We start from the raw sequence: 12,092 nt of genomic DNA, 5'->3' as shown, positions 1-12,092 counted from the left end.
TCGGTCCTAATTCATATGCCGCGGGGCGGCTTCTGCCTGTCGCCCGCTGTCGCTGCGGCCCGAATCGGCCTCCAGCACATTGCCACGCCACTCGACGGTATCGCTCCAGAAACTCATCACGAAAATGGCCGCCGAAACCATATCGCGCAAGAGGAAAAGCCAGGGCGCCGGCGTGCTCGCCAGGGCGGGTGAACCACGGCCGCGCCCGGAAAACCCAAGGCGGCGTTCGAGCTGCTGCGCGATGATGTAGCGCAGGCCGGCGGCGAGGGCCAGGCCGATCCATGTCCACGTCGCGCCGCCGGACAGCAGCAGTGCCGCCAGGGCCCAGAAGAGCGGGAACTGCGTGATCATTCCGGCATAGCTGAACGGCACCAGCGCGCGAATTGTGCGGGCCCAGCGCAGTTCGTGCCGCATGAGGGCGGCGAACGTCGTCTCGGGCACCGAGGTGGCCGGAAGCGCCGGCGCGAGAACGACCTGCTTGCCGGTGGCGCGGATGCGCTGGCCGAGGACGTTGTCGTCGGCGAGATGGTCGAGCAGCGCCTCGAACCCGCCGATCCGGTCGAGATCGGCACCGCGGAGAGCCATTGTCGCGCCAAGGCAGTCCTGCCGGCCGAGCGCGCGGGCGATGGCGGCGCCGGGAAGGAAGCCGTGATTGATCTGCATCGCGCCCAGCCGGGCGGCGAGCGCGCCGTTCGCGGGCAGACCGGTATAGAAGGTCGTGGCGAGGCCCGCCTCTGGCCGCGAGAGGGAGCGGGCGATGCCGTTCAGGAAATCCGGCGCGACATGCATGTCGGCATCCGAGATCACGAGAAGGTCGTACCGGGCGGCGGACCGCATTGCGATCAGGTTGGCGACCTTCCGGTTGCGGCCCGCCCGGTGCGGCCCGGCGACCGTCGCGACGTCGACCTGCCTGTAGCGTGCCTGCAAACGGGCTACCAGGGCGAGGGCGGGGTCATCGGGATCGGCCGCGCCGAATACGAGCTGAAACCGCGGATAGTCCAGCAGGAAGAAGGATTCGAGCGCAATGTCGAGCAGCGGTTCGGTGCCGTGCAGCGGCTTGAGAACGGTGATGCCCGGTGCGTCGCCCGGCATTGAAGCTTCCGGATGCCGGGCGACGCGCACGAGGGTGGAGCCGATGGCCTGCTGGACGAGGCCGACCGCGCAGAGCGCGTCGGCGAGGGCCGGCAGGATTGCGGTCATGTCAGTCCTTGATCGCCCCGCCGGACAGCGAAGCGACCTTCGCCTTCAGCGCATCGATCAGCCGCGACGCGTTGCCAGGCTCGATCAGGCCGCTGAAGTCAGAGCGCTGCGTGGCGACCTTGCTGATTGTCCCGTCGAAGAGAACGTCGGTAATTTTCCACACACCGCCGGACTGCCGCATCACGTAGGCCAGTTCGACCTTCTTTCCCCCGTTTCCCTCGAACGTGGTCGACACGACGCGGGCATTGCCTGTCCGCCGGATGTCGGGATTGGTCGTGAAGTGCTGGCCGGCGTAGGCGTTGAAGTTGCTCACATAGGTTGCAACCGTATACTGGCGGAACAGTTTCTCAAGCTCGGTTTTCTGGGCAGCCGGAATTTGCGACCAGAGCAGTCCCGCCGAGTTCTGCAGGATCAGTCGAAGGTCGAAACTCTTTTCGATCACCGGCTTGAGCATGGCGTAGCGCGCACTGAAGGTCTTGCCGGCGCTGCCAGCCTTCATTGTCGCGATCAGCGCGTCGTCCAGGGCGTTGACCGGCTGCGTTTCCGGGGCAGCGGCAGCGCGTGCCGCCGGAAGCGCGAGGGGCAGGGCCACGGCAAGTGGCGCCGCCAGGAGCATTCGACGTTTCATAAGGGCAGATATGGCGATCAACGTGCCGGAATTGCGACCGAACCGTGCGAATTTTCGGGCACGGCTCCGCGACCGAGCGCGCCGAGCGCGTGCGCCACGATATCCTTCGCGGTAAGTCCGGCATCGATCAGCTGGCCGGCGGGTGAGTTGTGGTCGATGAAGCGGTCCGGAAGCGTCATCGGGCGGAATCGCAGCCCTGAGTCGAACGCGCCCGACCAGGCGAGATGGTGGCCGACAGCCGCGCCGAAGCCGCCGCTCGAACCATCCTCGATCGTGATCAGGACTTCGTGATGACGGGCAAGCTGGTCCACCAGCGCGGTATCGAGCGGCTTCATGAAGCGGGCATCGGCGACGGTTGCGGGGAAGCCGCGCGCCGCGAGTTCGTCCGCTGCCTTCAGCGCTTCGGCCAGGCGTGGGCCGAGCGCCAGGACGGCCACCTTGCTGCCTTCGCGCACGATTCGTCCCTTGCCGATTTCCCATGGCGTTCCGCGCGCAGGGAGCTGGACGCCGGTGCCCTCGCCGCGCGGATAGCGGAACGCGGACGGGCGGTCGTCGATCGCGGCCGCGGTGGCAACGCAGTTCATCAGTTCCGCCTCATCGGACGGTGCCATGATCACCATTCCGGGGAGGCAGCCGAGATAGGCGAGGTCGTAGGCGCCGGCATGGGTGGCACCGTCCGCGCCGACGAGGCCGGCGCGGTCCATGGCGAAGCGCACGGGCAGGGACTGGATCGCCACGTCATGCACGACCTGGTCGTAGGCGCGCTGGAGAAAGGTGGAATAGATGGCGCAGAACGGCGCCATGCCCTCGGTCGCCATGCCGGCGGCGAAGGTCACGGCGTGCTGTTCGGCGATGCCGACATCGAAGCAGCGGTCCGGGAAGCGCTTGGCGAAGGCGTCGAGGCCGGTGCCGCTCGGCATCGCCGCGGTGACCGCGACGACGTTCGGATTATGTTCCGCCTCGGCGATCAGCGCCTGGGCGAACACCTTTGTATAAGAGGGCGGTCCCGGCGGCGCCTTGGTCTGCTCGCCGGTGACGACGTTGAACTTCGAGACGCCGTGATACTTGTCGGCCGACGCCTCGGCCGGTGCGTAGCCCTTGCCCTTCTGGGTGACGACATGGAGCAGGATCGGCTCGTCGCCGTCGATGTCGCGCAGATTGCGCAGGACCGGAAGAAGATGGTCGAGATTATGGCCGTCGATCGGGCCCACATAATAAAAGCCCAGCTCCTCGAACAGCGTGCCGCCGGTAAGGATTCCGCGGGCGTATTCCTCGGCGCGCTTGGCCGTGCGTTCGAGCGTGCGGGGGAAGCGTTTCGCCATCCGGGCGGCGAAATCGCGGATCGAGAGGAAGCTGCGCGAGGAGATCAGCCGCGAGAGGTAGGCGCTCATCGCGCCGACCGGCGGCGCGATCGACATGTCGTTGTCGTTGAGGATGACGATCATGCGGGACTTGCTGGCGCCCGCGTTGTTCATCGCCTCATAGGCCATGCCGGCGGACATCGCCCCGTCGCCGATCACGGCGATGACGTGACGCTTAGGGGATTCATCCTTCAGGTCGCGGGCCACGGCCATGCCCAGGCCGGCCGAAATCGACGTCGAGGAATGGGCGGCCCCGAACGGATCGTATTCGCTTTCGGAACGGCGCGTGAAGCCGGACAGCCCGCCGGGCTGGCGCAGTGTACGGATGCGATCGCGCCGGCCGGTGAGGATCTTGTGCGGATAGGTCTGATGGCCGACATCCCAGATCAGGCGATCCCGCGGGGTCTCGAACACCGCGTGCAGGGCCACCGTCAGCTCGACGACGCCGAGCGACGCGCCCAGGTGCCCGCCGGTCACGGAAACGGTGTCGATCGTTTCGGCGCGCAATTCCCCGGCGAGCTGGCGGAGCTGGTCGGCGGAGAAATTGCGCAGGTCGCTCGGAACGCGGACACGATCCAGCAGGGGAGTCTGCGGCGGCATCAGACGATACCCCGTGCGCAGGTAACCGGTCTTTCGCTGGCGCGGTAAGCCATCATGCTGATTCCTTCAATCTCCGTCATTGCGACCCTGCGGCACTCCGGGCCGTGCCGGTACCCGGAGGATTTATACATTCATCGTGGGGAGCGATAGGGCATGGTTGAAGAGATAAGATCAACCGGTCTGGAATGAAACGGGTGCGGGGATGGGGTGGCTGTTTGATCTCGCACGATGCATAACTGCAACACAGGCGGTCTCCAAGAGGGGGCTCGGAACAGGCGCCCTTGCGAAGCCGCCTTGGGATGACTTATTTCAGAGAAACGGCGTACTGCCGGAGTGGATTTCCCACAATCGCGAATTCCCGATTCGAAAGGCGACAGACCATGGATCTGCCTCATACCATGACCGAATGCGCAGATCCGGCCGTGGACCAGACGGTCATGAAAGTCGTGCTGGCGCAGCCGCGCGGGTTCTGCGCCGGCGTCGAGCGGGCGATCGAGATCGTTGAACGGGCATTGGCGAAATTCGGTCCGCCGATCTATGTGCGCCATGAAATCGTGCATAACCGCCATGTGGTGGAGGATTTGAGATCCCGCGGCGCGGTGTTCGTCGACGAGATTTCGGAAGTGCCGGATGGGGCGATTACGGTGTTTTCTGCGCATGGTGTCGCGCGGAAAGTGCAGCAGAGCGCCGCGAACCGCGCCCTGCCGGTGATCGATGCCACCTGCCCGCTGGTTGCCAAGGTCCATTCCGAAGGGCGGCGCTACGCTGGTCAGGGGCGGGAGATCGTGCTGATCGGCCATGCCGGGCACGCGGAAGTCGAGGGGACGATCGGCCAGATCGACGGTCGGGTCTATCTTGTGCAGACCGTCGAGGATGTGGCGTCACTGCAGGTGAGCGACCCGGACAAGCTTGCCTATATCACACAGACGACGCTTTCGGTTGACGACACGCGCGGAATCATTGCGGCGCTGGTCGAGCGCTTTCCCGGGATCGTCGGTCCCGACGTGCGCGATATCTGCTATGCGACCCAAAACCGGCAGGAAGCCGTGCGGCATCTGGCCGAACAGGTCGACGTTATCCTGGTCGTCGGCAGCCGAAATTCATCGAATTCCAATCGTTTGTGCGAGATCGGCGCCGAATTGGGGCGTCCGTCCTATCTGATCGACGATGCCAGCCATCTCGATCCGTCCTGGTTCAAGGGCATCCGCGCCGTCGGGGTTACGGCGGGCGCGTCGGCGCCGGAAGTGCTGGTCAAAGGGGTGATCGATGGCCTGCGGAAGTTCGGCGCCATCGAAATCGATACCCTTGCCGGCACGCCGGAAGATGTCAGGTTCAAACTGCCCACCGAAGTGAGCGATGCCTGAACGGCGCATCGGCAGGTTGGGAAATATCAGGAGTTACCAATGGGCGTGCCGCTGAAGCAGGCGATCAAGGTTGGAGCCTACGTGCTGAAACAGCATTTGACCGGCAATCGGCGGTATCCGCTGGTGCTGATGCTGGAGCCGCTGTTCCGCTGTAACCTGGCTTGCGCCGGTTGCGGCAAGATCGATTATCCCGCACCGATTCTGAATCAGCGCCTGTCGGTTGCCGACGCGCTGGAAGCCGTGGATGAGTGTGGCGCTCCGGTTGTGGCGATTGCTGGCGGCGAGCCGCTGCTGCACCGGGAAATGCCCGAGATCGTCGAGAAGATCCTGGCGCGGGACAAGTTCATCTATCTCTGCACGAATGCGCTGCTGCTCGAGAAGAAGATCGACCAGTACAAGCCGCACCCGAATTTCTGCTGGGACATTCATCTCGACGGCGATCGCGAGATGCATGACCAGGCGGTCAGTCAGGAAGGCGTCTACGAACGTGCCGTTGCCGCGATCAAACTGGCCAAGGCAAAGGGATTCCGTGTTTCGATCAACTGCACATTGTTCGACGGAGCCAATCCCGAGCGGGTCGCCGCGTTCCTCGATACCGTGAACGAAATCGGCGTCGATGGGGTCATGACGTCCCCGGGTTATGCCTATGAGCGTGCCCCGGATCAGGAACATTTCCTTAACCGTCAGCGGACGAAAGAACTTTTCCGGGCGATCTTCCGCCATGGAAAGGAGCGGAAGGCGCGCGGAATTCGCTGGAAATTCAATCAGTCTCCCCTCTTTCTCGACTTCCTGGCCGGCAATCAGACCTACAAGTGCACGCCCTGGGGCAACCCGACGCGCAACGTGTTTGGTTGGCAGCGGCCTTGCTACCTAATCGGGGAAGGCTACGCAAAGACGTACAAGGAGCTGATGGAGACAACCGATTGGGACAAATATGGTGTCGGCAATTATGAAAAATGCGCCGACTGCATGGTCCACTCGGGCTTCGAGGCGACTGCGGTGGTTGACTCGGTCAAGCGCCCCTGGAAATTGGCCAAGCTTGCGGTGACGGGGATCCGTACCGAAGGCGCCATGGCGGCAGATATCCCGCTTGATCATCAGCGGCCGGCGGAGTTTGTGTTCTCACGGCACGTCGAACACAAGATGGCGGAGATCCAGGGAACCGAGGAACCGGCCGAACCCGCGGAGTAACCGGGGAACGGCCGTATCCCGCCCCTGTTGCGGTCATCCGGCGGCGCTTCGCTCGCGAGGCGCCGGCATGATGTTTTGTGCGGGGGCAGTTCTGGTCGGACGGAGTTCGGACTCTCGACGGTCGACAATCATGTAGCCCCGGCCCCAGTTCGTCTGGATCAGGTCGTCGGCTCCGGCGGCCAGCAGTTTCTTGCGGATTTTGCAGATGAACACGTCGATGATTTTTGGGTTGGGCTCGTCGAGCCCTCCATAGAGATGATCAAGGATCGCTTCCTTGCTCAGAACGCATCCTTTCCTTAGGGCAAGGATCTCCACGATCTGATATTCTTTTTTTGTTAATCCGATCTCGGTTTGAGATACGAAAATTTTCTTCGCGTTCATGTTGATTTCAACATTGCCGACAGCCAGCGACGAGCTCTGGAAGCCGCGGCTGCGACGAACCTGATTCTGCACTCTGAGGAAAATTTCCTCGTGTGAGATTGCGCTTACGATCAGATCGTCAACACCTGCCTCGAGAATGCGCAGGCGCGTTGCTTCGCTCAGCAAATGCGCGACGGCCATGATCGGGCAGCGCAGTCCAGCGAGGCGCAACCTGCGGATGAGTTCGATCTCCGCCGGGCGGGTATCCGTTACACGCAGAACGACCGCGTCGTATTCATAAAATCGCGTCAGATCGAGCGCTTCTTCAATATCCGTCGTTTCGTCTACAACGACGAGCTTGGACTTAAAGAATGTAGTCAGAACATCTCGATTATCGAGCGGGTTTCCAAAAATGAGAAGTTTCATTACAACCCCCAGTTAACTGAAAAATTCAATACAACCGGAAGGGGAGGGCGTCAATAAAATAATTTTAAGGAGATGATAATCGATTGAATAATAATTTCGATTACGAAAAATGGGATTGAAATTGAGTTTTTGGAAACTTTTCCGGCACCAGGGCGCACAAATGCGGTGAAAACCCTGCCTTTATCCGCCGATGGCCGGGGTGTTCGGCAGGGGGAGCAGCGAGGTTCGAGCGCGTGGGAGGGTATTGAAGATTAAATCGAGGCAATGGATTGGCGTGCGCCGGACTACCAGCGGTTGCGCGCTTCCTGATCCTCGTCGCGTGCCGAAACCCAGTGCGATGTGCCATCGGCAAAGTTCTCGCGCTTCCAGAACGGCGCGTCGGTCTTCAGCCAGTCGATCAGGAAGGCGGTTGCCGCGAGGGCGTCAGCCCGATGGGCGCTGGCGGCGGCGGCCAGAACGATACGGGCGCCGGGTGTCAGTTCGCCGACCCGGTGGATGATCGTGCAACCGGTGAGCTGCCAGCGGTTCGCGGCCGTCTTGGCAATCTCGGCCAGGGACGCCTCGGTCATTGCCGGGTAATGTTCGAGAATCAGGGAGGTCAGCCGGCGGCCGCCGGCCTCGCCTCGGACGACGCCGACGAAACTGGCAACCGCGCCGGCCCCCGCTTCAAGCGCAGCGAGTTCGGCGCCGACGTCGATGTCCTCAGTCGTGACGACGATGCGAGGCATGCTCCGGTCCGTCATCCACCGGTGAAAGGCGGAAAGAAGGCGATCTCGCGGGCACCTTCCAGCAATGTGTCGGGCGGAACGAAGCGCTGATCGAGGGCGGTCTTGATCGCGCGGCGGTCCGCGAATGCACGGGTATGGGCAGGGCTGCGCGCCGACAGAAAATCGGTCAGGGCACTAATTGTCGTCACTTCGGGCGGAATATCGACGTCTTCCTCGGAGAGGCCGATACGCTCGCGCAACCAGGCGAAATAGAGGATCTTCATTATAAGGATATGGGACCACAGAGGCGTTGAGTCATCGGGTCGGGACCGTTACCACCTGGCCATTCGACTGGATCAGCGTCGCGGTGCCGTTCCCGTTGGGAATCAGGATGCCGCCCCCCCGGCCGCCGATCGGGGCGATCGTCTGGTAACGGCCGTTGCTGGGAGACGTCACGATGCCGAGCGGGCCATGCGGTCCCATGACCGTCTGGCCCACAGGCAGCGAATCTCCGGAGGTAATCGGCTTGGCGGGCCTTGCCGGCGCTGTCGGTATTGCCGGGGCGCGCGGCACAGGCGCCTGTGCGCTGCCGGGTGGCGTGGATGAGTGCATGGCCGCGCCGGCGGGGCGGGAGAACGTTGCCTCCGCGCCTTCCGCGCGGTCGGGCGGCAGACGGCGGACCTTTGCGCCGGGCGGAACCGAATAGGACGGCGCCGGGGAGCTGCCGGCGGGGGCGCTGTAGAGGTTCTGATAAGCCTGCCCGAGGGGCACGTTCATGTGTTTCTGGATTTCACCGAGTGTTGGCACCGGAGCGAGCTTGCCCGGCCAGACATCGCCTGGCTGGGGACGCAGCGGCTGTACCGCGACCTCGTTGCCGCGGGCGCGCTGCATGTTGATGGCGTCACCCGCGGGCGCATTCGGATCCCCGAGTGGGTTGAGGGTGCTGTTGAAATAGTTGCCCACGCCCGCGCAGCCGGAAAGCAGCAGCACAAGACTGCCGGGAAGAAGTGCGGCCACGGCACGGCGGGGCCGGGGCGAAGGCAGTACGGCCGGGCGGGATGGGGCGGATCTGGCAAATTGCCGCATCTTTCTTCCTCGAAATTGTTCGAATTCGTTATGCGCCGGTTTGCCGGTCTACCTCAAGCGATCAGGCGGCCGCATCGGCGGAGGAGGAACCGCGCGACGGCTGGCGGATCGCCGAGGGGAAGAACAGGTCGGTCGCACCCGGGGAGCGGGACATCGCAGGCGACGGCGATGACATCGTCCTGCTCCGGCCAAAGCGGCGCCTTGCCGAGTTCGGGCCGATGCACTTCGATCTTTTCGACCGCGGCCGCCTTGAAGCCTTCCGCGAGATAGAGATCGGCCGGTGCCATGCGGGCGAGCAGGGCAGGAAGATCCGGTTCGGCGGCGGCGCCGTGATCGTGAAACAGCACGAAGCGTTCGGCGGTGGCGAGCATCGTTTCGTGTGCTCCGGCTTCGCGATGACGGAAACTGTCCTTGCCCGGCTGGTCGGGGTCGACCTTGTGGTGGGCGTGCTTCAGGGTCGAGACCCGCAGCCCGGCGCCGCCGAGCAGGGGCAGAAGGGCTGTGAGCAGGGTTGTCTTGCCGCTTCCCGACCAGCCGATGAGGGCGATGACCGGCGCGCCGTGCGCCGTGAGTGTCGCTGATGATTTCGTCATCTTCGGGTCAGGGTGACGGTCCGGGCTGGGTCACGTGACGCAGCCCCGCGGTCAGGTAATCCCAGCCGGTGATGAGGGTGAGGCCGGCGGCGATCCAGAGCAGGGCGCCGCCGATGATGCCGGCCGGGAGCCAGGGGATGCCGAGTTCCGCGGCGCCGGAATTGCCGAGCAGGAGAATGCCGAGCGCCACCATCTGCGCGGCCGTCTTCCATTTGGCCAGCCGGGTCACCGGCATGCCGACCTTGATGCCCGCAAGGTATTCACGCAGGCCCGACACCAGGATTTCACGCAGCATGATCACGATCGCCGGGTAGATGCCGAAGGCGGTCACGCGATGAAAACCGACGAGAAGCATCAGTGTTGCGCCGACCAGCAGCTTGTCCGCGATCGGATCGAGCATCCGGCCGAGATCGGATAGCTGGCGGCGGCTGCGGGCGAGGCGGCCGTCCAGCCAGTCGGTGATGCCCGCGATGACGAAAAGGAGGGCGGCCAGCAGATCGGCGAGCGGGGAGCCGATCGCGACCAGCACGACCAGCAGCGGGATCGCCGCGATGCGCGAGAGCGTCAGCACATTCGGTAAGTCGGTCAGCATTCGGGGACGTTAAGCCGATTTTGCCGCCGGCGTCACCCGTCGCAACAGGCTTATGACAGCAGAATGATCGTATCGCCGGGCGCAATCCGCCCTGGGGCGAGGACCTCGGCATAAATCCCGCAGTCGATATGACCGAAATGCGTCATCAGGTCCTTGACCGGATTGGCGTCGCGCGCCCGGGTTTCCGGGTTGACGGTCGTGGCGGCGCAGCGGTCGATCCGTGCGGTAACCCGCAGCCGCGCGTCCCCGATCGCGAGTGTGCGGCCGACCCAGCCGAGTTCAGCCCAGGGCTCGGCGCCGTCGAAATAGAGATTGGCGCGGAAGCGCAGAGGGTGGCGCGGCGCGCCGGCGGCGGCTTCGAGCGCCCGCAGGCTGGCCAGGCCGATCAGGCTGATCACCTGGTTCCGGTGGTCTGAGAAACTATGGCCGGACACATGCCGGAATCGTGGCGTGCCGCGCATCGAGCCCGGCAGGGCGGCGGCGATGAACGTCCCAAGCTGGCTGCGTCCGGCCTCGGTCAGGGGCGATGCGTCGATCGCCGCGCCGTCCGGCGCGATGAGGGTCAGCAGGCCTGCGGCGTCGTCGAAGCGGCAATCGAGGCGAACGGCTTCCGGATCGCGGGCGAGGCAGAGGAATTCGGCTTTCGGGCGCCAGGCCGGCGCTGCCGGATCGAAACCGCAATCCCCCTGCGCGAGTGCGAAGGCGCGGTCCCAGGCGATGGCGCGTCCGGCTTCGAGGTCCGCGGCCTTCAGCGGTTCGGCGGTCAGGCCCTTGACCGGATAGCGGAAGAGTGAGTCGACGAGCATGGTCATGGGGGCGGTTCCTCTTGAGGAGGATCAATGCAGCAACCATGTCCAGCGGACAAGGTCGGACCATTGCCTTGCGAGGGATGGTCCGGCCGGGTCGCCTGATGAAAGGGATCGAGAACAATGGATTTCGAGAAGTTTACCGAACGCGCCCGCGGCTTCGTGCAGGCCGCGCAGACGATTGCCGTGCGCGAATATCACCAGCAGATCACGCCGGAACACCTGCTCAAGGCGTTTCTCGACGATGAGGAAGGGGCCGCGAGCGGGCTGATCCGCGCGGCCGGGGGCGATCCGGCCGCGGTTCGTCTCGCGGCCGATGCCGCGATTGGAAAACTGCCGAAGGTGCAGGGCTCCGGCGCCGGGCAGCCGCAGATCACGCCCGATCTCGTGCGGGTGCTCGATGCGGCGCAGCAGATGGCGCAGAAGGCCGGCGATGAATATGTCGCGCAGGACCGCGTGCTGGTGGCACTCGCGGCGAGCGGCACGCCGGCGGGCCGGGCGCTGACCGCGGCCGGCGCCTCGGCGCAGGCCCTGGAGAAGGCGGTGGCCGATATCCGCAAGGGCCGCACGGTGACGAGCGCGAACGCGGAGCAGACCTTCGATGCGCTGAAGAAATATGCGCGGGATGTGACCGAGGCCGCGCGCGCGCAGAAGCTTGATCCGGTGATCGGCCGCGACGAGGAGATCCGCCGGGCGATCCAGGTGCTGGCGCGGCGGACCAAGAACAACCCGGTGCTCATCGGCGAGCCTGGGGTTGGCAAGACGGCGATCGTCGAGGGGCTCGCGCTCCGCATCGTCAATGGCGACGTGCCGGAGGCGCTGAAGGGCAAGCGGCTGCTCGCGCTCGATCTCGGCGCGATGGTGGCCGGCGCGAAATATCGCGGCGAGTTCGAGGAACGGCTGAAAGCCGTGCTGAAGGAGATCGAAGGCTCGAACGGCGAGGTCATCCTGTTCATCGACGAGATGCACACGCTGGTCGGCGCGGGGCGGGCGGATGGCGCGATGGATGCCTCGAACCTGATCAAGCCCGAACTGGCTCGCGGCGCGCTGCACTGCGTGGGGGCGACGACGCTCGACGAGTATCGGAAGTACATCGAGAAGGATGCGGCGCTGGCGCGGCGCTTCCAGCCGGTCTTCGTGGATGAGCCGAGTGTCGAGGACACGATCTCGATCCTGCG

13 protein-coding genes (1 of these 13 only partly in view) are annotated in these 12,092 nt (G+C 64.5%); 3 read left to right on the top strand and 10 right to left on the bottom strand.

Annotation, left to right across the window (positions count from 1 at the left end):
- Positions 1-6: 6 nt before the first annotated feature.
- The 3 genes from hpnI to dxs are packed head-to-tail and all read right to left on the bottom strand — an operon-like array spanning position 7 to position 3,789.
- Complete coding sequence (gene hpnI, locus ACRY_RS11635) at positions 7-1,200, bottom strand: bacteriohopanetetrol glucosamine biosynthesis glycosyltransferase HpnI (protein WP_011942523.1); 1,194 nt, start codon at positions 1,198-1,200, stop codon at positions 7-9.
- A 1-nt stretch (position 1,201) separates the two neighbouring features.
- Complete coding sequence (locus ACRY_RS11630) at positions 1,202-1,816, bottom strand: ABC transporter substrate-binding protein (RefSeq protein ID WP_043509165.1); 615 nt, start codon at positions 1,814-1,816, stop codon at positions 1,202-1,204.
- Positions 1,817-1,845: 29 nt separating this feature from the next.
- Positions 1,846-3,789, bottom strand: a complete 1,944-nt coding sequence (gene dxs, locus ACRY_RS11625; RefSeq protein ID WP_007421331.1) for a 1-deoxy-D-xylulose-5-phosphate synthase — start codon at positions 3,787-3,789, stop codon at positions 1,846-1,848.
- A gap of 380 nt (positions 3,790-4,169) precedes the next feature.
- On the opposite strand from dxs, the gene ispH reads away from it, so the two are divergent.
- Positions 4,170-5,153, top strand: coding sequence for a 4-hydroxy-3-methylbut-2-enyl diphosphate reductase (gene ispH / locus ACRY_RS11620; RefSeq protein ID WP_007421330.1), 984 nt, complete (start codon positions 4,170-4,172; stop codon positions 5,151-5,153).
- 39 nt (positions 5,154-5,192) lie between these two features.
- Entirely contained in the window at positions 5,193-6,344 is a 1,152-nt protein-coding gene (gene hpnH, locus ACRY_RS11615) for an adenosyl-hopene transferase HpnH (RefSeq protein ID WP_011942521.1), read from the top strand.
- A 33-nt stretch (positions 6,345-6,377) separates the two neighbouring features.
- On the opposite strand, the gene ACRY_RS11610 is transcribed toward hpnH, so the two are convergent.
- The 7 genes from ACRY_RS11610 to ACRY_RS11580 all read right to left on the bottom strand — a co-directional run bounded on the left by ACRY_RS11610 (position 6,378) and on the right by ACRY_RS11580 (position 10,920).
- Complete coding sequence (locus ACRY_RS11610) at positions 6,378-7,130, bottom strand: response regulator transcription factor (protein WP_011942520.1); 753 nt, start codon at positions 7,128-7,130, stop codon at positions 6,378-6,380.
- Between the two features lie 284 nt (positions 7,131-7,414).
- Complete coding sequence (locus ACRY_RS11605) at positions 7,415-7,858, bottom strand: molybdenum cofactor biosynthesis protein MoaE (protein ID WP_007424833.1); 444 nt, start codon at positions 7,856-7,858, stop codon at positions 7,415-7,417.
- Positions 7,859-7,869: 11 nt separating this feature from the next.
- Positions 7,870-8,121 (bottom strand): molybdopterin converting factor subunit 1, encoded by a 252-nt coding sequence (gene moaD, locus ACRY_RS11600; protein WP_007424832.1) that lies wholly within the window; start codon positions 8,119-8,121, stop codon positions 7,870-7,872.
- Between the two features lie 31 nt (positions 8,122-8,152).
- Complete coding sequence (locus ACRY_RS11595; protein WP_231295244.1) at positions 8,153-8,854, bottom strand: hypothetical protein; 702 nt, start codon at positions 8,852-8,854, stop codon at positions 8,153-8,155.
- Positions 8,855-8,976: 122 nt separating this feature from the next.
- Positions 8,977-9,516 carry a molybdopterin-guanine dinucleotide biosynthesis protein B gene (gene mobB, locus ACRY_RS11590; protein ID WP_011942518.1) on the bottom strand — a complete coding sequence of 180 codons (540 nt, stop codon included), beginning with the start codon at positions 9,514-9,516 and terminating at the stop codon, positions 8,977-8,979.
- Between the two features lie 7 nt (positions 9,517-9,523).
- The gene (gene pgsA / locus ACRY_RS11585; RefSeq protein WP_007424829.1) at positions 9,524-10,108 is read right to left on the bottom strand and encodes a CDP-diacylglycerol--glycerol-3-phosphate 3-phosphatidyltransferase; all 585 of its coding nucleotides are present in this window, start codon (positions 10,106-10,108) and stop codon (positions 9,524-9,526) included.
- Positions 10,109-10,158: 50 nt separating this feature from the next.
- Positions 10,159-10,920, bottom strand: coding sequence for an MOSC domain-containing protein (locus tag ACRY_RS11580; RefSeq protein ID WP_011942517.1), 762 nt, complete (start codon positions 10,918-10,920; stop codon positions 10,159-10,161).
- Between the two features lie 117 nt (positions 10,921-11,037).
- Between ACRY_RS11580 and clpB the strand changes: the two genes are divergently transcribed.
- Positions 11,038-12,092: the 5' portion of an ATP-dependent chaperone ClpB gene (gene clpB, locus ACRY_RS11575; protein WP_011942516.1), read on the top strand. It continues 1,528 nt past the right edge of the window; 1,055 of the gene's 2,583 nt are visible here — the first part of the coding sequence; the start codon lies at positions 11,038-11,040; the stop codon falls past the right edge of the window.

Source organism: Acidiphilium cryptum JF-5 (assembly GCF_000016725.1).
In the GTDB taxonomy this organism is placed as follows: domain Bacteria; phylum Pseudomonadota; class Alphaproteobacteria; order Acetobacterales; family Acetobacteraceae; genus Acidiphilium; species Acidiphilium multivorum.
Note: the sequence above shows the minus strand (reverse complement) of the source record. Positions and strands in the feature narration are given on the sequence as shown.

Coding starts and splice junctions, on each gene's coding strand:
- ACRY_RS11610 (WP_011942520.1), bottom strand. CDS start 7,130: ATGAAACTTCTCATTTTTGGAAACCCGCTCGATAATCGAGATGTTCTG.
- hpnH (WP_011942521.1), top strand. CDS start 5,193: ATGGGCGTGCCGCTGAAGCAGGCGATCAAGGTTGGAGCCTACGTGCTG.
- moaD (WP_007424832.1), bottom strand. CDS start 8,121: ATGAAGATCCTCTATTTCGCCTGGTTGCGCGAGCGTATCGGCCTCTCC.
- hpnI (WP_011942523.1), bottom strand. CDS start 1,200: ATGACCGCAATCCTGCCGGCCCTCGCCGACGCGCTCTGCGCGGTCGGC.
- ACRY_RS11580 (WP_011942517.1), bottom strand. CDS start 10,920: ATGACCATGCTCGTCGACTCACTCTTCCGCTATCCGGTCAAGGGCCTG.
- pgsA (WP_007424829.1), bottom strand. CDS start 10,108: ATGCTGACCGACTTACCGAATGTGCTGACGCTCTCGCGCATCGCGGCG.
- ispH (WP_007421330.1), top strand. CDS start 4,170: ATGGATCTGCCTCATACCATGACCGAATGCGCAGATCCGGCCGTGGAC.
- dxs (WP_007421331.1), bottom strand. CDS start 3,789: ATGCCGCCGCAGACTCCCCTGCTGGATCGTGTCCGCGTTCCGAGCGAC.
- ACRY_RS11630 (WP_043509165.1), bottom strand. CDS start 1,816: ATGCTCCTGGCGGCGCCACTTGCCGTGGCCCTGCCCCTCGCGCTTCCG.
- ACRY_RS11605 (WP_007424833.1), bottom strand. CDS start 7,858: ATGCCTCGCATCGTCGTCACGACTGAGGACATCGACGTCGGCGCCGAA.
- mobB (WP_011942518.1), bottom strand. CDS start 9,516: ATGACGAAATCATCAGCGACACTCACGGCGCACGGCGCGCCGGTCATC.